Source organism: Streptomyces sp. NPDC055013 (assembly GCF_053608645.1).
Genome location: NZ_JBSGVW010000001.1, coordinates 145475 through 165743 on the forward strand (window position 1 = coordinate 145475; position 20269 = coordinate 165743).

Annotated in this window: 21 protein-coding genes; 11 read left to right on the forward strand and 10 right to left on the reverse strand. The window is 70.6% G+C overall.

From position 1 onward, the window contains the following. Positions 1–11 precede the first annotated feature (11 nt). The 8 genes from rhaS (at position 12) to ACWGDB_RS00625 (ending at position 8030) form a co-directional block, all read left to right on the forward strand. A complete protein-coding gene (gene rhaS / locus ACWGDB_RS00590) occupies positions 12–1094 on the forward strand; it encodes a rhamnose ABC transporter substrate-binding protein (RefSeq protein WP_453820363.1) in 1083 nt (360 codons plus the stop codon). 17 nt (positions 1095–1111) lie between these two features. Then, positions 1112–1432 (forward strand): L-rhamnose mutarotase, encoded by a 321-nt coding sequence (locus tag ACWGDB_RS00595; RefSeq protein WP_453820731.1) that lies wholly within the window; start codon positions 1112–1114, stop codon positions 1430–1432. Positions 1433–1472: 40 nt separating this feature from the next. Next, positions 1473–2903 carry a BNR repeat-containing protein gene (locus ACWGDB_RS00600; RefSeq protein WP_453820364.1) on the forward strand — a complete coding sequence of 477 codons (1431 nt, stop codon included), beginning with the start codon at positions 1473–1475 and terminating at the stop codon, positions 2901–2903. A gap of 87 nt (positions 2904–2990) precedes the next feature. After that, on the forward strand, positions 2991–4016 hold the full coding sequence (locus tag ACWGDB_RS00605; RefSeq protein ID WP_453820365.1) for a LacI family DNA-binding transcriptional regulator: 1026 nt from the start codon (positions 2991–2993) through the stop codon (positions 4014–4016). Between the two features lie 132 nt (positions 4017–4148). After that, positions 4149–5450, forward strand: a complete 1302-nt coding sequence (locus tag ACWGDB_RS00610) for an alpha/beta fold hydrolase (protein ID WP_453820366.1) — start codon at positions 4149–4151, stop codon at positions 5448–5450. 28 nt (positions 5451–5478) lie between these two features. Then, entirely contained in the window at positions 5479–6222 is a 744-nt protein-coding gene (locus tag ACWGDB_RS00615; protein WP_453820367.1) for a PIG-L deacetylase family protein, read from the forward strand. A gap of 33 nt (positions 6223–6255) precedes the next feature. Next, entirely contained in the window at positions 6256–7149 is an 894-nt protein-coding gene (gene sigJ, locus ACWGDB_RS00620) for an RNA polymerase sigma factor SigJ (protein WP_453820368.1), read from the forward strand. A 47-nt stretch (positions 7150–7196) separates the two neighbouring features. Continuing rightward, positions 7197–8030 (forward strand): pentapeptide repeat-containing protein, encoded by an 834-nt coding sequence (locus ACWGDB_RS00625; RefSeq protein ID WP_453820369.1) that lies wholly within the window; start codon positions 7197–7199, stop codon positions 8028–8030. On the opposite strand, the gene ACWGDB_RS00630 is transcribed toward ACWGDB_RS00625, so the two are convergent. Further along, the gene (locus tag ACWGDB_RS00630) at positions 7992–9515 is read right to left on the reverse strand and encodes a cytochrome P450 (RefSeq protein WP_453820370.1); all 1524 of its coding nucleotides are present in this window, start codon (positions 9513–9515) and stop codon (positions 7992–7994) included. The two genes, ACWGDB_RS00625 and ACWGDB_RS00630, sit on opposite strands and share 39 nt — an antisense overlap. 117 nt (positions 9516–9632) lie before the next feature. On the opposite strand from ACWGDB_RS00630, the gene ACWGDB_RS00635 reads away from it, so the two are divergent. After that, complete coding sequence (locus ACWGDB_RS00635) at positions 9633–10241, forward strand: TetR/AcrR family transcriptional regulator (RefSeq protein ID WP_453820371.1); 609 nt, start codon at positions 9633–9635, stop codon at positions 10239–10241. 105 nt (positions 10242–10346) lie between these two features. Continuing rightward, positions 10347–11072 carry a DUF2470 domain-containing protein gene (locus tag ACWGDB_RS00640; protein ID WP_453820372.1) on the forward strand — a complete coding sequence of 242 codons (726 nt, stop codon included), beginning with the start codon at positions 10347–10349 and terminating at the stop codon, positions 11070–11072. Here ACWGDB_RS00640 and ACWGDB_RS00645 read toward each other — a convergent pair. The 3 genes from ACWGDB_RS00645 to ACWGDB_RS00655 all read right to left on the reverse strand — a co-directional run bounded on the left by ACWGDB_RS00645 (position 11040) and on the right by ACWGDB_RS00655 (position 14784). Further along, positions 11040–12260, reverse strand: coding sequence for a lactonase family protein (locus ACWGDB_RS00645; protein ID WP_453820373.1), 1221 nt, complete (start codon positions 12258–12260; stop codon positions 11040–11042). The two genes, ACWGDB_RS00640 and ACWGDB_RS00645, sit on opposite strands and share 33 nt — an antisense overlap. A 155-nt stretch (positions 12261–12415) precedes the next feature. Further along, entirely contained in the window at positions 12416–13480 is a 1065-nt protein-coding gene (locus ACWGDB_RS00650; RefSeq protein ID WP_453820374.1) for a hypothetical protein, read from the reverse strand. A gap of 50 nt (positions 13481–13530) precedes the next feature. Continuing rightward, the gene (locus ACWGDB_RS00655) at positions 13531–14784 is read right to left on the reverse strand and encodes an aromatic acid exporter family protein (RefSeq protein WP_453820375.1); all 1254 of its coding nucleotides are present in this window, start codon (positions 14782–14784) and stop codon (positions 13531–13533) included. A gap of 263 nt (positions 14785–15047) precedes the next feature. Between ACWGDB_RS00655 and ACWGDB_RS00660 the strand changes: the two genes are divergently transcribed. Further along, entirely contained in the window at positions 15048–16388 is a 1341-nt protein-coding gene (locus ACWGDB_RS00660; protein ID WP_453820376.1) for an erythromycin esterase family protein, read from the forward strand. A 7-nt stretch (positions 16389–16395) separates the two neighbouring features. Here the strand turns inward: ACWGDB_RS00660 and ACWGDB_RS00665 are convergent, their stop codons facing one another. The 6 genes from ACWGDB_RS00665 to ACWGDB_RS00690 form a co-directional block, all read right to left on the reverse strand. Then, the gene (locus ACWGDB_RS00665; RefSeq protein WP_453820377.1) at positions 16396–16890 is read right to left on the reverse strand and encodes an FBP domain-containing protein; all 495 of its coding nucleotides are present in this window, start codon (positions 16888–16890) and stop codon (positions 16396–16398) included. A 117-nt stretch (positions 16891–17007) separates the two neighbouring features. Then, positions 17008–17601 (reverse strand): PAS domain-containing protein, encoded by a 594-nt coding sequence (locus ACWGDB_RS00670; RefSeq protein WP_453820732.1) that lies wholly within the window; start codon positions 17599–17601, stop codon positions 17008–17010. Positions 17602–18297: 696 nt separating this feature from the next. After that, complete coding sequence (locus tag ACWGDB_RS00675; RefSeq protein WP_453820378.1) at positions 18298–18843, reverse strand: hypothetical protein; 546 nt, start codon at positions 18841–18843, stop codon at positions 18298–18300. A gap of 227 nt (positions 18844–19070) precedes the next feature. Beyond that, the gene (locus ACWGDB_RS00680; protein ID WP_453820379.1) at positions 19071–19253 is read right to left on the reverse strand and encodes a hypothetical protein; all 183 of its coding nucleotides are present in this window, start codon (positions 19251–19253) and stop codon (positions 19071–19073) included. Positions 19254–19559: 306 nt separating this feature from the next. Then, the gene (locus tag ACWGDB_RS00685; protein WP_453820380.1) at positions 19560–19748 is read right to left on the reverse strand and encodes a hypothetical protein; all 189 of its coding nucleotides are present in this window, start codon (positions 19746–19748) and stop codon (positions 19560–19562) included. Next, positions 19745–20221, reverse strand: a complete 477-nt coding sequence (locus ACWGDB_RS00690; RefSeq protein ID WP_453820381.1) for a DUF6415 family natural product biosynthesis protein — start codon at positions 20219–20221, stop codon at positions 19745–19747. Before ACWGDB_RS00690 ends, ACWGDB_RS00685 begins: the two co-directional genes overlap by 4 nt. Between the last annotated feature and the right edge of the window lie 48 nt (positions 20222–20269).

Below are 20269 nucleotides of genomic sequence, written 5' to 3' on the forward strand. Positions count from 1 at the left end.
GGACTCCCACCATGCGCAAGTCATCCCTCCGCCGTGCGTCCGCGGCCCTTGCCGCCGCCACGTCTCTCGCCCTCGCCCTCACGGCCTGCGGCGGCACCACCAAAGAGGACGTCAAGAACGAGGGCGCCTCCGCCGCCACCGCCGGCAAGGCCGACCCGAACGCCGAGTTGAAGAAGGGCCTGACCGTCGGCTTCCTGCCCAAGCAGGTCAACAACCCCTATTTCACCTCCGCCGACAAGGGCGGCGAGGCGGCGCTGAAGGAGCTGGGCTCCAGCTACAAGGAGGTCGGGCCGTCCAGCGCGACCGACACCGCCGGGCAGGTGAGTTACGTCAACACGCTCACCCAGCAGCAGGTCGACGCGATGGCCGTCTCCGCGCAGGACCCGGGCGCCCTGTGCACCGCGCTGAAGCAGGCCATGAAGAACGACATCAAGGTCGTCACCTACGACTCCGACACCACCGCCGACTGCCGCAACGCCTTCGTCTCGCAGGCGTCCGCCGAGGACCTCGGCCGCACCGAGGTGCAGCTGCTCGCCGAACAGATCGACTACAAGGGCGAGATCGCGATCCTGTCCGCCGCGCAGACCGCGACGAACCAGAACACCTGGATCGACTTCATGAAGGACGAGCTCAAGGACCCCAAGTACAAGGACATCAAGCTCGTCAAGATCGCTTACGGCAACGACGACGCCCAGCAGTCCTTCCAGCAGACCCAGGGCCTGCTCCAGGAGTACCCGAACCTGAAGGGGATCATCTCCCCGACGACGGTCGGCATCAAGGCGGCCGCCCAGTACCTCTCCGGCTCCAAGTACAAGGGCAAGGTCAAGCTGACCGGCCTCGGCACCCCGAACGACATGCGCAAGTACGTCAAGAACGGCACCGTCGAGGCATTCGAGCTGTGGGACCCCTCGAAGCTCGGCGAGCTGGCCGCGCGTACCGCCGTCGCCCTGGTCTCCGGCCAGATCACCGGCAAGGAGGGCGAGACCTTCCAGGCCGGCGACATGGGCGAGTACACCATCGGCAAGGACGGCGTGATCAGCCTCGGCAAGCCGACCGTGTTCGACGCCAAGAACATCGACGAGTTCAACTTCTGACATCCGGAGGGTCGTTGATGCAGCGCGTGTGCTTCCTGCTGAAGATCAGGGCGGACCGCCTCGACGAGTACCGCGAGCGGCACGCGGCCGTGTGGCCCGAGATGCTCGAAGCGCTCTCGGCCACCGGCTGGCACAACTACTCGCTCTTCCTGCGGGACGACGGCCTGCTCGTCGGCTACCTGGAGACCGAGGACTTCGCGGCCGCCGTGGCCGGCATGGAAGCCACCGACGTCAACGCCCGCTGGCAGGCGGAGATGGCGCCGTTCTTCGAATCACTGGACGGCGCCCGGCCCGACGAGGCCATGAAGCCGCTCACGGAAGTGTTCCACCTCGCCTGACCCACCTCTCCCACTCCTCGCCGACAACGGAGTCCCCGAGATGAAGAGACGCACCCTGCTGGGCGCCGCCCTCGCCGGAGCCGTGATGACCCCCGCCCTCGCGTCCGGCACCGCCCGCGCCGCCGACCCCGGTCCGTCCCTCACCCTGACCGGCACGACCACGCTCGACACGCAGGCCATCTTCTTCGTGTCGTACGACGGCCTGGTCAACAACAACGCCTTCCAGAAGAACGGCCTGCTGACCTACAAGGGCTATCAGTACGCCGTCTGGTACACCGCCGACCGAGGCGCCGTCGTCGGCCGCCGCGCACTCGGCGCCACCACCTGGTCCACGGTCAAGGTGGGCCACACCCTGCGCTACAACGACTCCCACAACGTCATCTCGATGGGGATGTCGAAGGTCGACGGCCGCCTTCACCTCAACATGGACTCGCACAGCGACGGCTTCACCTACGTCAAGTCCGTCGCCGGGCTGATGGACGACCCGGCGGGCCTGAGCTGGACCGCGAGCCGCTTCGGCGCACCTCAGTCGACCATGGACGGCCTCGCGCTCACCTCGCAGTTCACCTACCCGCAGTTCATCTCCACCCCCGACGGCGCACTCCAGCTCAGCTACCGGGTCGCCGTCTCCGGCAACGGCCGCAACGCCCTCGCCGAGTACGACGGTTCCACCTGGACCAACCTCGGCGAGTGGTCCAGCTCCACGGGCACGTACACCAGCGAGCACGGCTCCTCGACCGCCCGCAACATGTACCTGCACGGCATCGACTACGACCGGGGCGGGCGCCTGCACTCCTTCTTCACCTGGCGCGAGCAGAACGGCGCCGTGATGTGCAACGGCGGCGGCATCACCAACCACGACACCGGCTACGTCTACTCCGACGACCGCGGCCGGACCTGGCGCAACGACGCCGGCACCGTCGTCGGCACGACCGGCGGCTCCGACAAGGTCGCCGTCACCGACAGCGGACTGGTGATCGACGCGCTCAACCCCGACCACTCCCTGATGAACCAGGAGAGCCAGTTCACCGACTCCACGGGCCTGCCGCACGCGATCATCAGCTACGTCCCCGGCCGCTTCGGGCAGTGCACCACGAACTACGTCGCCGACCGCACCGCGAACGGCCGCGCCTTCCACGTCCGCAAGAACGCCTCGGGCACCTGGCGGAAGACCGAGATCCCCGTCCCGCTGAACTCCAGCCAGCGCACCAAGCTGATCCTGGACAAGTACGACAACGCGTACGCGATCTTCCCGTTCTGCCGGATCGCCGGTGCCTCCAAGGCCTCCGGATACACGGACTGGACGGTGCTGTACGACGGTGTCACCGCCGGGCTGAACGCCTTCGGCGAGGTCGTGATCGACGAGACGCGCGTGGCTCAGGACCACTATCTGTCGATCATGTATCAGGAGAAGTCCAGCGGTACGACGCCCTCGGCGCTGCGTAACCTCAACTTCCGCCTGCCTGCCTGATCGCAGCCGATGTGGGCGGCATGACGGTAATGTGAAGGCCTTCCCGCCGCCCCACGTCTTACGAGTCTTTCTGGAGGTCCCTGCCCGATGGCCCAGTCGGTGGGTATCAAGGACGTCGCACGCGCCGCCGGAGTCTCCGTCGGCACGGTGTCCAACGTCATCAACCGTCCGGACGCGGTCGCGACGGAGACCCGGGCGCGGGTGCAGTCCGCGATAGACCGGCTGGGCTATGTCCGCAGCGAGTCCGCGCGCCAGCTGCGGGCGGGACGCAGCCGGATCATGGGGCTGCTCGTCCTCGACATGGGCAACCCGTTCTTCGTCGACGTGGCGCGCGGCGCGGAGCGGACCGCGCGTGACGCCGGGCTCGGCGTGATGGTCTGCAACAGCGCGCAGAGCGCGAGCGAGGAGGCCGACTACCTGTCCCTCTTCGCCGAACAGCGGGTGCGGGGCGTCCTGCTGACCCCGGCCGACGCCACCGGACGCAACATCGAAACGTTTCGCCGCCACAACATCCCCTTCGTCCTGGTCGACCGGGTCGCCGAGGGCACCACCGAGTGCTCGGTCTCGGTCGACGACGTCGCGGGCGGCGCGCTGGCCGTACGCCATCTCGTCGACGCCGGGCATCGCTCCATCGCGTACGTCAGCGGCCCGCCCGGCCTCAACCAGGTCCGCGACCGCCGCACCGGCGCACTGAACGCGCTGGCGGAGGCGGGCCTCGGCCCCGAGAACCTGCGCGAGCTGCCCACGGAGCGGCTCGACGTCGCCGCGGGCCGGGACGCGGGCGCCCGCCTGCTCGGTCTCGCCGATCGTCCGACCGCCGTCTTCTGCGCCAACGATCTGCTCGCCCTGGGCGTCCTGCAGGCCATGTACGCCGCGGGCGTCGGTGTCCCCGACGACCTCGCGATCGTCGGCTACGACGACATCGAGTTCGCGGCCGCCGCGGCCGTCCCCCTCACCTCCGTACGGCAGCCCGCGGTCACCATGGGCACCCTCGCGGCGGAGATGCTGCTGGAGGAGACGGAGGAGGAGACCGAAACGAACCGGCACGAGCACCGGCGTGTCGTACTCCAGCCCGAGCTGGTGGTGCGGCGTTCCAGCCTGTCGGCCCGTTGATCCCGAGGCGCTCCGGAGCCGGGGCCACTGATCGGTCGTTCAGTACGATTTCATGATCCCAGGGCTCGGTCGGCGGACGAACATGTGTTGAACTGGGACGCGGCCCGAAAACCATCCGTCCCGGGAGCCCTGTTGACCGTCAGCTATCGCCAGCCCGGCGTCGTCCTCACCGACCGCCACTTCACCGTGCCCCTCGACCACGACGCCCCGACGGGCGAGACGATCGAGCTCTACGCCCGTGAGGTGGTCGCCAGCGACAAGGCGCACCAGGACCAGCCGTGGCTGGTCTACCTCCAGGGCGGCCCCGGCTTCGGGGCGAACCGTTTCGTCGGCAAGGGCGCCTGGCTCGGCCGCGCGCTCAAGGAGTACCGCGTCCTGCTGCTGGACCAGCGCGGCACCGGCCACTCCGCGCCCGCCAACCGCCAGACGCTCCCGCTGCGCGGCACCCCCGCCGAACAGGCCGACTACCTCACGCACTTCCGTGCCGACTCGATCGTCCGCGACTGCGAGGCGATCCGCCGCGAGGTGACCGGCGGCGCCCCCTGGACCGTCCTCGGCCAGAGCTTCGGCGGCTTCTGCACGGTCAACTACCTCTCCACCGCTCCCGAGGGCCTGACCGCCGCGGTCGTCACCGGCGGCCTGCCCTCCCTCGACGCGCACGCCGACGACGTCTACCGCGCCGCCTACCCGCGCATCGAGCGCAAGGTCGCCGCGCACTACGCCCGCTACCCGCAGGACGTCGAGCGCGCCCGCCGAATCGCCGACCACCTCCTCGCGAACGACGTGGTCCTGCCGAACGGCTACCGCCTCACCGCCGAGGCCTTCCAATCCCTCGGCATCCTCCTCGGCGGCAGCGAGGGCAGCCACCGCCTGCACTACCTGCTGGAGGACGCCTTCGTCCGCACCCCGCAGGGATCCGCCCTCTCGGACGCCTTCCAGGAGGAGGTCCAGGGCCTGCTGTCGTACGCGAGCCACCCGCTGTACGCCCTCGTCCACGAGGCGATCTACGGCCAGGACACACGCCCCACCGACTGGTCCGCCGAGCGCGTCCGCGCGCAGTTCCCGCAGTTCGACGCGGCCAAGACCCTCGCCGGCGACGGGCCGCTGCTGTTCACCGGCGAGACGATCCACCCCTGGATGTTCGACTGTGACCCGGCGCTGCGCCCGCTGCGCGAGACCGCCGAACTCCTCGCCGCCCGCACCGACTGGAAGCCGCTGTACGACCCGGCGCGCCTCGCCGCCAACGAGGTGCCCGTCGCGGCCGCCGTCTACCACGACGACATGTACGTCGACACCGTGCACTCCCTCGCCACCGCCCGCACGATCCGTGGCCTGCGGACCTGGGTGACGGACGAGTTCGAGCACGACGGCGTACGGGCCGGCGGCCCCCGCGTCCTGGACCGGCTGCTCGCGCTCACCCGTGACGAAGCGTGATGTCGGTGTCACGCGTTAGTGTGCGGACATGACCGAGCCGACGATCACTCAGCTGAAGCCCATGCCGGACGACTGGCAGCGTGCGCTCGCCGTCGTCGCCCACCCGGACGACCTCGAGTACGGCTGCTCGGCGGCGATCGCCGGCTGGACCGACGCCGGTCGCGAGGTCTCCTATGTCCTCGCGACCCGCGGCGAGGCCGGCATCGACACCCTGGAACCCGCGAAGTGCGCACCGCTGCGGGAGCGCGAGCAGCGGGCCAGCGCGGCCGTCGTGGGCGTGTCGGCGGTGGAGTTCCTCGACCACGAGGACGGCGTGATCGAGTACGGCATCGAACTGCGCCGCGACATCGCCGCCGCGATCCGCCGGTACCGGCCCGAGCTGGTGATCACGCTCAACCACCGGGACACCTGGGGCGGCGTCGCCTGGAACACCCCGGACCATGTGGCGGTCGGCCGCGCGACGCTGGACGCGGCCGGCGACGCGGGCAACCGCTGGATCTTCCCGGAGCTGATCGAGCAGGGTCTGGAGCCCTGGGGCGGCGTGCGCTGGGTCGCCGTCGCCGGCTCCAGCACACCCACGCACGCGGTGGACGCGTCGGCCGGCCTGGAGCGGGCGGTGCGCTCGCTGCTCGAACACCGCACCTACATCGAGGTGCTGACGAGCGAGGACCCGGAGACGTACGCCCGCGGCTTCCTCACCGCGAACGCCGAGGCACTGGGGGAGCGGTTCGGCGGAAAGCCGGCGGTCGCGTTCGAACTGTTCGGTCGGTAGTTCCGCCGGAGCGATGCGGGAGACGGGGGCACGGTGAACGGCACGGAAGCGCTGGCGGACCGCTTCGAGGAGCACCGCGGCCGTCTCAAGGCGGTCGCCTACCGCATGCTCGGCTCACTGGCCGAGGCGGAGGACGCCGTCCAGGAGGCCTGGCTGAAGCTGAGCCGCAGCGACGCGGGCGCCATCGAGAACCTGGGCGGCTGGCTGACCACCGTGGTCGGCCGGGTCTGCCTGGACATGCTGCGCTCGCGGACGCGGCGCCACGAGGAGCCCCTGGACGACGCCTTCGTCCCGGACCCCGTGATCAGGCCGCTGTCGACGATCGACCCGGAGCAGGAGGTGCTCCAGGCCGACGCGGTGGGCCTGGCCCTGCTGGTGGTGCTGGAGGCGCTGGAGCCCGCCGAGCGGATCGCGTTCGTGCTGCACGACATGTTCGCGGTGCCCTTCGACGAGATCGCGCCGATCGTGGAGCGCACCTCGGCCGCCACCCGCCAGCTGGCCAGTCGCGCCCGGCGCCGGGTGCGGGGCGCGACTCCGTCGTCCGAGCCCGACCTCGGCAGACAGCGGCAGGTCCTCGAGGCCTTCATGGCGGCGTCCCGCGCGGGGGACTTCGAGGCGCTGCTCGCGGTCCTCGACCCGGATGTCGTGCTGCGCGCGGACTCCGGGCCGCTGGTCCGTGGTGCGGCGGCGTCGAAGGTGGTGCGCGGGGCGAAGCCGGTGGCCGAGCAGGCCATGCTGTTCGCTCAGTTCGCGCGCTACGCGCAGCTCGTGCTGGTCAACGGGGAGATCGGGGTCGTCCACGCGCCCGAAGGGCGGCCACAGTCGGTCATGGGCGTCAGCATCGCCGACGGCCGCATCACGCACCTGTACATCCTGGCGGACCCCGAGCGGCTCGGCGGCCTCGATCTGCCTGGCCTCGGCGGCTGAGTCACGCAGCAGCTCACTGGTAGTTCTCGTTCCGTATGCTGAACGGTATGCAAGATCAGATGTTCGACCGGGCCGACCTGCGCGGTGACTGCACCAGCTGCTTCGGGCTGTGCTGTGTGGCCCTTCCCTTCGCCGCGTCCGCCGACTTCGCGGTCGACAAGGCGGCCGGGAAGCCCTGCCACAACCTGCGTGACGACCACCGGTGCGGCATCCACGACCGGCTCCGGCAGACCGGATTCACGGGCTGCACCGTCTACGACTGCTTCGGTGCCGGTCAGAAGGTCTCTCAGGTCACCTTCGGCGGACAGGACTGGCGGACGGCTTCCCGTGACCACGCCCGGCAGATGTTCGACGTCTTCCCGGTCGTCCGCCAGCTCCACGAACTGCTCTGGTACCTCACCGAGGCACTCACCCTGTCCGCCGCCCGCCCCGTTCACGCCGAGCTGCGCCGGATCCTGGAGAGGACCGAGGAGCTCACCCGGGGGACACCACAGGACCTCGCGGCGCTGGACGTGGCCGCGCACCGCCAGGACGTCAACGTGCTCCTGCTCAAGACCAGCGAGCTGGCCAGGGCCGGCACCGGCGGCGGCCGCAAGAAGAACCGCCGGGGCGCGGACCTGATGGGCGCCCGGCTCAAGGGCGCCGACCTGCGGGGTGCCAACCTGCGCGGTGCCTACCTCATCGCCGCCGACCTGACCGGCGCCGATCTGCGCGGCGCGGATCTCATCGGGGCCGACCTGCGCGACACCGACCTCACGGACGCCGATCTGACGGACGCCTTCTTCCTGACCCAGCCCCAGCTCAACGCGGCCCGGGGCAGCGCCGGCACACGGCTGCCCGCGTCAGTCGGCCGACCTGTGCACTGGACAGCGGACGTCTGACGTCGCGCTCTCGACGGTCCCGGACGGGACTGGCTCGGTCCGCGTGGTCCCGGGTGTCCGTCGCTCCACGCGCAGCCGCAACCCTTCCGGCATCAGCGTCAGCCGCTCCGTCACCCGCAGCCGATACCCCGGGTCGGCCGGCAGTTCGTACCGGCGCAGCAGCAGGCCCAGCACCAGCGTGGCCTCATGCAGCGCGAACTGGCGCCCGATGCATGCCCGCGCCCCCGTCCCGAACGGTTTGAAGGTGTGCGACGCACGTGTCCGTACGGCTTGTGGATCGAAGCGGTCCGGATCGAACCGCTCGGCGTCCGGGCCCCACACCTGCGGATCACGGTGCAGCATCGCCGTCAGCACCAGCGCCCAGGCGCCCCGCCGCATCGGATGGTCGCCGCCGAGCACGGTGTCCTCGCGCGCCTCCCGGGCGAAGGCGGGCGCCGTCGGCCACAGCCGCAGCGACTCGTCGAGGATCCGGCGCACATAACGCAGCCGCGCCACCTGGTCGTAGCCCGGCGCCGCCGTGTCGCCCCAGACGCGGTCCACCTCGGCGCGGGCGCGAGCCGCTACGTCCGGGTGCCGGGACAGATAGTGCAGGGCGAAGGAGAGAGCGCCCGAGGTGGTCTCGTGGCCGGCCACCAGGAAGGTGATCACCTGCCGGCGGACGTTCTGCGCGGAGAGCCGCTCGCCCGTCTCCGGATGGGTGGTCTCCAGCATCCGGTCCAGCAGGTCCCCGTCCCCGCCGCCGCCCGCCGTACGGGCCCGGACCAGGTCGTCGACCGTGTGGTTGAGGTGGTCGATGTCGGCCTGGTTACGCCGGGCGGCACGCCGCAGCAGGAACGGCGACGGCACGGTGTTGAGCCGCTGCGCATAGCTGAGCGTGCCGACCATCGCCGTCACGAAGGGATGCGGACGGGCGCGTTCGAAGGAGCCGAAGTCGTGCCCGAACCCGGTGCGGGCGATGGTCTCCAGGGTCAGCTTGGTCATGTCCCCGGGCACGTCCACCGCCCGGCCCGCGTCGGCGGCGCGGTCCCAGGAGTCCATGAGCCGGTCGGCGACGGCCAGCATCATCGGGTGGTAGCCCGCCATGGCCTCCCGGCTGAAGCCCGGTGCGAGGACGTCGTGCGCCAGCTGCCAGTTCGGCTCGTGGTTGTACGCCGTGAACAGGCCGTCCCCGACGACGGGCCGCAGGTTGGCTATGCCGAGCCCCACATGCTTGGCGAACCGGGACTCGTCCGCCATGTCTGCCGCGAGGCCGGCGCCCCACACGAACACGAACTCCTTGTCGAAGGCCCTGCGCCGGAAGATCGGCCCCAACTGCCGCGCGAACCGCAGGGAATCCTGCAGCGGCGTACGCCGACTGGCGCCGAGCGCATCGCCGAGCAGCGGGAGCCGGTACGGGGGGTGCGGGATGCGGGACAGCTCCGGCCAGCCGTGCTCGGCGCTGCGGAATCCCCTCGGAAGTCCGGACCCGGTCGTTGTCTCCGCCATGACGCGATCTCCTCGATCTCCCCTGATCCAGCGGCACGTTGAGCTCGTTGTACGTGGGTTCAATAACGCGTTTCAGTCTGGTCCCGCTGTTGAACCCACGTCAAGTAAAGTGCGGGCATGGCCGCGAACCAGGGCGAGCGCACCCGCCGCCGGCTCAGCACGGAGGAGCGCCGTGAGCAGCTGCTCGCGGTCGGGGCGCGGCTGTTCTCGGAGAGTCCGTACGACGAGGTGTGGATCGAGCAGGTCGCCGAGATCGCCGGCGTCTCGCGCGGGCTGCTCTACCACTACTTCCCGACGAAACGTGACTTCTTCGCGGCCGTCGTCGAGCGGGAGAGCGAGCGCATGCTGCGGATGACGGCCGCCGTGCCCGGAGTCCCGGTCCGCGAGCAGCTCGCCGCGAGCCTCGACACGTATCTGGAGTACGTCGAGGCGCACGCACACGGCTACCGCGCCTTCCATCGTGCCGACGCGGCCGGCGACCGGGCCGTGCGCAAGGTCTACCAACAGGCCCTGGCCGCGCAGGAGAAGCAGATCCTGGCGGCGATGTCGGCCGACCCCGAGTTCGGCCCGGTCTTCGAGAAGCGGCCCGACGTCCGGCTCGCCGTGCGCGGCTGGCTGGCGTTCACCACGGCCGTCTGTCTGGAGTGGCTGCGCGGTTCCGACCTCTCTCGGGAGCAGGTGCGCGACCTGTGCGCCCGCGCCCTGCTGGGTGTCATCGCCAGCTGAGCGCCCTTGCGCGCGTCCAAAGAGATCGCACCGGAACGCCGTGGCTGGTTGGCGCACGGCCCGATCTTCGATAGGTTAGGTGAGGCTTACCTAAGGAGGTACGGGATGGGTGACAGCCAAGCCTGGACGGCGGCACCTTCCGCGGCGGAACGAGCACGGTCGGTGCTGGCGGGCGCGTGGTCCTGCGGGGTGACCGCGGAGAGCTGCCGCGAGGAACTCGTGGGCGCGCACACCGTGACCGAGGAGGGGCGCGTCCTGCTGGAGGTGCCGGAGGACAGTGTGCTCGTCACGGCGGCGATCTGTGCACCCCGCGGAGAGCCCTCCGCCGTCCTGGAGTTCGCCGACGTCGCCCCCGTGCCCGTACGCAAGCGGATCCGCACCCGGCTCTGGATGTCCGGCTGGTTCACGCCCGAGGACGGCAAACTCGCGTTCAAAGCGACCCGCGTGGTGCTGCGGCAACCGACCGGCCCCGTGGTCGTCGACCTCGACGAGTTCGCGGACGCCGCGCTCGACCCGCTGGCCACCGCCGAGGCCCGGCTGCTCACCCACCTCGCCGACTGCCACCCGGACGCCGTCGAACGGCTCACCCGCCTCGTGGAGTCCGACAGTCTGCACGGCGCCGTCCGCGTCCAGCCGCTCGCCGTCGACCGGCACGGACTCACGCTGCGCATCGAGCGTGCCAGCTCCCACGGTGACGTACGGCTGCCCTTCCACCGGCCCGCCGACGACGTCGCGCAGCTCACCGAGCGCATGCACATCCTGCTCGCCCAGGCCAGCGCCGCCTCCTGCCCGCGTGCCCTACAGCGGCAGCGCACAGACGGCGACGGGTGACGCGAACGGCTCGCCCGCGAGCTTCAGTTCACCGCTGTCCTCGTCGACGTGGAAGACGCTCACGGTGCTCGACCGCTGGTTCGCCGTGAACAGCAGCGTGCCGTCCGGTGAGAGGGCGATCTGCCGCGGGAAGTCCCCGGACACCGGCACCGTGTCGAGCAGCCTCAGCCGGGCGCCGTCCGCCTCCACCGCATAGCGCGTGAGGCTGTTGTGGCCCCGGTTGGCGAGATAGGCGTAACGGCCGTTGCGCGTCACCACGAGCTGCGCCGGATAGCTGGTGCCCGAACCCGTGCCCGTGGACTGCGCCGCGCCGATGCTCAGCCGCCCGGTGCCGCGGTCGTACGCGCAGACCGCCACGGTGTTGTCGACCTCGTTGGCCAGATACGCGTACCGCCCGCCCGGGTGGAAGGTGAGATGCCGTGGGCCCGCACCCGGCTCGGTCCGCGCCCGCGCGACCTCGGTGAGCGTGCCGGCCTTCTGGTCGAGGCGGTAGGAGTACACGGTATCCGTGCCCAGGTCGACGGCTAGCACATGGCCGCCGTCGGGGCTGGTGACGAACTGGTGTGCGTGCGGGCCGTCCTGGCCCGGACCGGGCGCCGGATCGGAGTGCGTGACGAGGTCGCTCCGCTCACCGAGCGCGCCCGAGGCGTCGATCGGGTGCACGGCTACGCTGCCCGTGCCGTAGTTGGCGCAGAGCAGCCAGCGTCCGCCCGGATGCACGGACAGATGGCAGGGCGCCGCGCCGCCGGTGCTGCGGCTCCCCAGAACCTTGCGGTCGGCAAGGCGGACGGCGGTCACGGCGCCGTCGTCACGCTCATTGACCGCGTACAGCGTCCTGCCGTTCGGATGCACCGCCAGATACGACGGGTCGCCGACTCCTGCGATGGTGCCGGTGCCGGTGATTCGGCCCGATTCCGGGTCGTACCTGGCCAGGCCGATGCCCTCCCCGCCGCCGTCGACGGAGGTGTAGGTGCCGAGGTGGAGCGGGCGGGGGCCGGACGGCTCGCGGCTCTCGGCCTGGGCGCTCGGACGCGTCCCGGGGCCGGTGGCCTCGGGAGCCGCGATGCCGGACGTGTCCGCGGGGGCGGGCGCGTCGTCACATCCCGTGGCTGCCGGGAGTGTCACGCCGGCGGCCGATCCCGCGAGGGTTCCGACGAATCGTCGCCTGCTCAGCCCACCACTGCCCATGTCCACACCTCAGGTCGTCGGTCGTCGTGGTCGCGACAGCAACCTTGGCGTGGATCAGCCGTCCAGCGCAAGAATGGCAACGTGCGTTGCGCAGGATGCAATGAGAGGTGAGGCTTCCGCTTGCCTTCTGCCAGCCGGGAGTTGCCGTCCCCCGGCTACCAGTCGCCGTCCTGCACCGGCTTCCCCGGTGCGTCCTTGAGCGGCTTCACCTGGCCCGGCGTCGGTGCCTGCCAGGGCTCGTGGTCGTCGCCGATCCAGTCGCCGACCGGCTTCACCGCCCCCAGCGTGTCCGTCGGGGCGAGATCCTCGGCGTCCTGGTCGTAGTAGTCGAACCAAGGCAGCCCCGCGCGTGTGTACGCCGCCCGGTCCACCGGCGACGGCGGGGGAGCCTCGCCGGTGATGCGGCGCCACTCCGGGGGCGTGACCAGATGGACGAACACCCGGCCCGCGGGCGTCTTGGCCCAGTCCGAGAGCGGACGGTCGTCCTCGTACACCTCCTGGCGCATCGACCCGCCGACGCCCAGACCCATCGCCGCGGCGGCCCGGCGCGTCCCGCCCGCCGGAGCGGAGGCGGGCGCCGGTACCGCACCCTGGGCGGGCGCCGCCGCCACGGGCATGGCGGCGCCGTAGGCACCGGACGGCATGGGCATGAACGCCCGTGCCCGCTCCGCCCGCAACTTCTCCTCCTGACGCCACCTCGCCAGCCGCGGTTCCTTCAGCGGGAACGACTGCAGCTGTACGCCGCCCCAGACCTCCTCGCCCGTGACCTGGCCCTCGACGGTCGCGCCCAGCCCGAGCGGCACCGCCACGAACTGGCGGACCGTCCCCTTCCCCGAGTTGATGCCGTCCAGCCAGGGCTGGCGGGGCAGCACGACGTAGTTCTGGGGCTTGCGCCGCAGCCGGTCGCTCCACGGCTTCCCCGAGACCGCGCACACCTTGCCCACCCCGACCTGGAGGGCGGCCGGCTCGGCGGTGCCCCCGAAGCTCAGCCACATCGCCTCGCGCAGATACACCGGGAGCATCACACCGCCGCGCGCCCGCCACCCCTCCGGAACGGTGTCCGGGTAATCCGCGACCCGCCGGACCGGGAACTCCCCGAGCCCCGGCGGCAGCGCATGTGTGCCCGACTCGGGCAGCCGCAGCGTACGGATGAACCGCACCGCCACCCCGCCCGGCAACCGCAGTGTGTGCCCGTCGATCCGCACGGTCGTGCCGGCCATCGGCCCCGCTCCCTCGCATCCGGCGCCGGCCCCGTCCGTCCCCGCGCTCCCTACCGAGAACGTTCGCCGAACCCCGTCCGGTTCCGCCACAGCTGCTCCTGAACGCCCAGTCGCTCGCGCAGCCGGTTCAGGCGCGGCATCCGGGCGCGTGCCTCCTGCGACACGCGGTCCAGTTCCTCCAGCAGGCGGCGCGAGCGGTGCTCGGTGTCGAGCTCGTCGAGGATGCGGTTGACCTCGGTCAGGACGGCGCCGTGCAGCTGCCAGTACTGCGTCTCGCGCTCGGCCTCCTCGCGCAGCAGCAGGGCGAGCTTGTCGCGGGTGCCCGCCGCCGTGCGCAACTCGGCGGCCAGCCGGGACTCCGCAGCGTCGGCGTTGCTGCTGACATCCGTGGTGACCAGCACGGAGAAGCTGACCACCGCGTCGGCGATCTCGGACAGCAACTGCTCCAGGACGGCGCCCGTCTCCTTCCCGAACAGCGGCTCGGGCTCGCGATCCTTCGCGAGGTCCGTGAGGGAGCGGGCCAGCACCCGCAGCACGACCGTGCAGATCTCCAGCGTGTCCAGTCCGGTGCGCAGCACCACGCGGTGCAGCACGCTGTCGCGCACGCGCGGATTGAGCCGCAGGCTGTCCTCGGCCTGCCGCAGCGCCGCGTCCACCTCGATGATGTCGTGGTCGAGCCGGCGCGCCTCGTGCAGCCGGGCCGCCGCCTCCTCGAACGCGGGGCGACCGGCCGCCTCCTCGCCGATGCGCAGCATCAACTGCCGCAGCCGGCGGGCCAGTCCTCCCATCGACTCGCCGGCCTCGTCCACCCACACCGGCGGCGCGAGCAGCAGATTGAAACCGAGCCCGACCACCGCGCCGATCAGCGTCTCCAGGACCCGCGCCCATGCCGTGTCCCCCACGGTCGTGACCCCGAGGACCAGCATCGCGCTGATCGCCACTTCGGGCACGTACTCGTTGACCCGCACCAGGTGCCCGACGCCGAGTGAGGCCACGATCAGCAGGGCGAGACTCCACCAGGTCAGGCCGACCAGGAGGCTGAAGGCAATGGCCACCAGGACGCCGGCCACGACCGCGTTCACCCGGCGGATGCCGTTGGTGAGCGTGGCGTAGAACGTCACCTGGACGACCAGCAGTGCGGTCAGGGGCGCGGTCAGGGGGGCGGCCTCGGGGCTCAGGCGCAGCGCGATGACGTAGGCGATCGTCGCCGCGGCCGCCGATCGCAGCGTCTGGACCACCACGGGATCCCGGCGCAGCTTCCCGAGCCGTTCTCGGAGCGCCGGCGCCTCACGTACCTCTTGCATCCTTGGGCTGTTCCCTTTCCACAGATGCTTCCCACACCCTGCTTGCGGAACGTAACGGTCCGCAAGGACCCCCAGATTGATCGCAGCGGCCGCCGGGCGGCAAGGGGCCGGGCCGGTGATCGTCGACACCCGCGCGAGGCCGGGCGGATGTCGAAGGGGTCCGGGACTGGGGAAAACCCCCGCCATCACCCCATGGTTGTCCGCACCCGGGGACGGAGGGCCGTCGGATGGTCCCCGCCCGCCCGGAACGCAAGCCTTGGATCATGCAATCGCATCGGCATCGAACCGGATTAACGCTGACCCTGTTCATCATCCTCGCCGCCCTGACGACCGGCATCCCGGCCACGGCGGCCCCCACCACCAGCTCCACCACCGTCGTCGAGGCGCTCGCCCGCGCCGCCCACCCCCTGCGCACCGAACCGGGCGGCGACAACCGAGACCTGCGCCCCCTGGACCGGATGATCGGCGACGCCCGGGTCGTCGGCCTGGGGGAGGCCACCCACAGCTCGCACGACTTCTTCGCCCTCAAGGCCCGCGTCTTCCGGCATCTCGTCGAGGAGAAGGGTTTCCGCACCTTCGCCCTGGAGGCACCCTGGAGCACCGGACTGCGCCTCAACGACTATGTGCTCCACGGCAAGGGCGATCCCCGGCGCATCATGCGGGAGGAGTTCCAGCGGGACTACCTGTGGTGGAACAACACCGACTACCTGCGGCTGGTCGAGTGGATGCGCGGATACAACCTCCGGCACCCCGGCGACCCCGTCCGCTTCATGGGCGACGACGTCGCCTGGACCGGCCCCGAGTCGTACGACGCCGTAGAGGACTACGTGGCCGATGCCCGGCCCGAGCTGAGCGCCAGGCTGGCAGAGCTCTACCGCGGGTTGCGGCCCACCGTGCCGACCGGCGCGTACATCGAGCAGTACCTGGGCCTGCCGTACGCCGAACGCAAGGAGCGGGCGGAGCGCACGGGCGAGGCGCTCGCGCTACTGCGGCGGCAGGCCGCCGACACGGTGGCGTACGACTGGGCCGTTCAGCAGGCGACGGTGATCGACCAGACCGCCCGGCAGTACGACTTCGACGTCGAGGACCCCGCGCAGATCGCCGAGGCCATGCGTTACCGCGACGGGGCGATGGCCGCCAACGTGGTGTGGTGGCAGGAGCACACCGGCACCAAGGTGCTGCTGTCGGCCCACAACAACCACGTCGGCTACATCCCGGAAAAGCCCGCCGAGAACCCCAAGGTCCAGGGCGCCTTCCTGCGCGACCGCCTCGGCGCGGGCTATGTGAGCGTGGGCCTGACCTTCGGCCACGGGTCGTTCAACGCCACCGGCTGGGACGACGACACCATCCGCCGCTGGACGCTCGGCCCGGCGGGCCCGGGCGCCAACGAGCGGACCCTCGACCGGGTGGCACGGCGCGGCGACTACGTACTCGACCTGCGGTCCGTCGGATCATCGGCCGGCGACTGGCTGCGGCGGGCCCGTCCGACGCGCAGCATCGGCACCGCCTATCCGGACGGCCCGCACGACATCGCGCTCGCCCGCAACTACGACGTCCTGATTCATCTGCACGAGGTGGAGGCGGCGCGGCTGCGGGACCGCTAGCAGTCCGTCAGACGTACAGCTTGTCGATGAAGGCTGCCAGATTGCCCGTGGTCCGGGCGATCTGCTCCTCCACCGTCAGGCTCTCCTCGAAGCGGGCCCCGGAATCCGGGACCTTCTTGCCCCGGACGTAGAGGGAGCAGGCGAGGTCGGTGCACATGTACACGCCGACGGAGTTGCCCTCGCGCCCGGCGGGGCCCGCCTTGCGCGCCGTCATCAGTGAGACGCCGCCGCCCGGATGGGTGGTCAGACAGAGCGAGCACATGCTGCGGTGCAGGAACCCGCGCCGCGAGGCCGGGAACCGGAAGGTGACACCCACCGGCCGTCCCTCCCGCTCGACCACCAGATAGCTGCGATCGGGCGCCCCCGGATCCCGCCACCCCAGGAAGTCGAGGTCGTCCCAAGGGCGTTCAGCGAGATCGCGGGGGAGGGAGACGCGCTTGGCCTCCCCTTTCGAGCAGTTGACGAAAGAGCTGCGGATGTCCTGCTCGGTGAGCGACTTCATGGGGCCTCCTGGGGGCGATCCTGCAAACCTAGAGGCACTAGGTTCATGGCTAGGTTAGACAGGCTGAGGAGGGGGAGCCAGTGAATTGTTCGGCGCCGCCGAGGGCGCGGCTTCCGGCTACTCCGCCCCACCCGCAGCCGGTGCCGGTGGCCACACTCCCGGGGCGAGGACGCCCAGCGCGTAGGCACGGGCGACCAGTTCTGTGCGGTTGGCCGCGTTCCAGCGGGAGGAGAGGCGGCGTAGGTGGTAGTTCACGCCGTCGACCGTGAGGTCGGTCTCGCGGGCGGCCTGGGCGGTGGTGGTGCCTGCGGCGAGGAGGGACAGGATGCGGGCCTCGATCGGTGCGACCTGCGGGGGGCGCTGTTCGTGGACCTCGCGCTCGGCGAGGACACGGAGCATCACCAGCAGGGCCGGCGTGTCCTCCACGGTGTCGCTCACCGGATCCGCCGTGAGTTCCCCGTACCGTTCCGCGCCGCCCGGCGCCTGCCAGCGCACCGACACCTGGTAGCGCGACCGGTGCCGCAGCCGCAGCGCCTCGGCGATCCGCTCCACCTGCGTCGCCTCCTGCGGCCGGAACAGCTCCAGCACGTCCCGGCCCCGCAGCCGCCCCGGCGTCGTACCGCACTCGGCCGCCATCGCGGGATTGGCCACCTGGACCGCGCCGTACACATCGCACACCGCGACCGGCACCGAGACACGGTCGAAGACCATCAGCGCACGGTTGCGCCACACCACGGCCGCCGGGTGGGTCCAGTCCACGGGCACCTCCTGTCACCTGGCGCAAGTGCCGCGCTCGTATCCGCACTACACAATCATGTAGTGCAGTCAAAATTAAACGCCCAGGTCAGAGGCTGGATTTCATGATCGGCTAGCTCTGATGTCTCACGATCTCTCACATTGGGCTTGTATCGCCCCCTTGTGGGCGACGCGTCATGAGCCCCCGATCCGAGGGCGTGGGCGGCCTCTTGGAGGTCTTCCGGGGAGACGTGAACGTAGTGCTTCTTCGTGACGCCGACGTTTGCGTGCCCGGCCCGAGCCGCCAGGACGACATCCGGGACCTTGGCTTTCAGGGCGAGGTACGACAGGCAGCTGTGCCGTGCGTCGTAGAGCCATCGAGCCCGGCATCATCCCCCGCATCGGCAATGTGGTGAACGCCCGCAAAAGCCCGGTGGCCCCCTTCGAACGCGCCCGCGTCTTGCACGTCCGCCGCACCCGAGACGGCAGCCGCTTGCGCATGGCCGTCGTGTGGCTGGAGGGCTCGTGCGAAGGGAAGCGGGGCAGCCTGTACATCCCGCGGGACGGTTGGCCACGCCTGTGTCGTGCGGCGCCTTCAGTGCCCGCCTGACAGCAGCAGAAGGGGCGGACGGCGATTCCTTCGCCGTCCGCCTGGCACCGTCTGGTTCACCATCACCGGATGGCTGATGGCAGCATGGCCAAGAAGAGCGTGTTGCCGTCAATATCACGGATCGCTCGCCTAATAATCAAGAAAGCATGCACGCCAAGTGCACTTACGACTGCACCGGCAGCGATCCACCTCAGGACGGCGTCTGAAGTGGTCGCCTTTGCCAGAGGGGCCAGAATGCTTGCAAGCCCGAGCCCTAGTAGGGCCAAGCCGGTTTGATACGCCAATGCGGCCCTACCGCTCAGGTCGAACCACTGCTCATAATCGGCCATTTGCGCCGCGGCTGTGATCTCGGCCTCTGCCGCATCAGTCTCTGAGTCCGGGCCGTTGGGGGAGACTGCCCAGGAGCGAACCTCATCCGCGCTGTAAAGGAACCGCCGCCCCCTCAAGGCGAGTTGGATGCTAGCGGCGAGGGCGATGGCCGCCAGTGTCAGCATGAGCATGGACAGCGCAGGCCAGCGGAACTTTTCGGAGTCTGCGCCCAGCACCCCGATGGTGGCGATGGCTGCGCCGGCGAAAAGCGGGGCGGCCACGAAACCCAATGAGTCCATGGCAGTCGTGATCCCGGGCTTATGCGGGTGCCTGCGGCGGGGCTGCAACGGTGTTGACGGTTCTGGTTCCGGCTCGGCCATGTGTACCCCCAATTGAGCGGGCCCGTCGTCGGGTGTCCCACTGCATGGTTGCTGATACGTCTGGTGGCCGAAAGGCCCCGGCCGGAGCCTGGTCCCGTCCACTCCCGGCAGCTGACTGGGTATGGGGGCGGACGGGGCTCTCACGCCTAGCTCGGCGACTCGCCCTCACCGTGAGGCAGCGGGCACAGGTCCAGCCCCGGCGCGAGGGGCATCATCTGCTGGTCGGAGTGCACCTCGCAGTACCTCCGTCCCCGGATGTGGTTCAAGCGCCAGTCCTCCGACTCCAGCTCGCGCTGTGTCGGTGGGCGGTACCCGTTGCTAGTGGCCATGGCTTGCTGCTCCTAGTCGTTGGGCGGCGGGGTGGGCGGGTCGTCTTCGGGCTTGGGCTGGGGCGGCCAGGTCGCGATGGTTCCCAGAGTGCTGCTCATGGCTGCCTCCCTTCTTTGCTCGGACCGACTACGGTCAAAGCCGGTCGGTCTCTTGACGGGGACTTGCCGCCCCGCTCCGGTGCTCGACCTGTCCAGGGGCGTGGACACCGGGGCGGGGGTCTTGCTGACCCCTCCCGCTGGAGGCGTGCGGCCTCGGTTGGGAGGGGGCTGGGGTGCGTTACAGCAGCCGGGCGGGCCAAGGCGTCGTCACGGGGCGCTCCGGTTGCTGGAATGGCAGGAGCAGCCGCAGCGTCGTTGCAGGAGTAGGCCGTTCCCGTGGGGCAGGGGGATGTCCTTGGTCTGGCGGCAGTCGCGGTGCAGGCCTTCGTACCCGGGCTGCTTCGCCACTCCGCACTCGGCAGACAGGGACGGCGCCTCGGCCGCGGGAGCGGTCATGATGGTGCTCCGCCGATCCGCTCGTAGTGGTCGCACAGAGCACTGAGGGAGCGGGCCAGGTTCCAGGCGTGAGTAACGCCGGCCTCGAAAGTTGAGGCCGGCGTGCGGCCCAACTGGCTGCGCGCCACACCGACACACGCAAGCGCGCAGTACGTCTGCGCGCTGCAAGGCCGCGGCCCCGCTGCCCGCGCAACCTCGGGGATGAGCAGCTCAAGGTGGCCGCGCAGGGTGCTGTCGAGCGTCTCCAGCTCGGCAGCGCCTGGGGGGAGAGCTTCCGGCCCGTCGTCCGGACCGAGGGTGCGGGCCGCGGTGGAGCGCATCGTCTCGATGTCTAGCGGCTCTCCGCCTGCCCCTGTCGCGTGCGCTCGTGGACGAGGCTCCGACTTCGCGGGGCGCAAAGCGGTTCCTTCTCCGCTGGGGGCGGTCATGGCGGCATCACTCCCACTACGCTGAGTTGCCCGGTAGTCACCCATGACAGTAGGTAGCGGTGATTACCGCTTGTAGTGACCGTGAGTACGGGT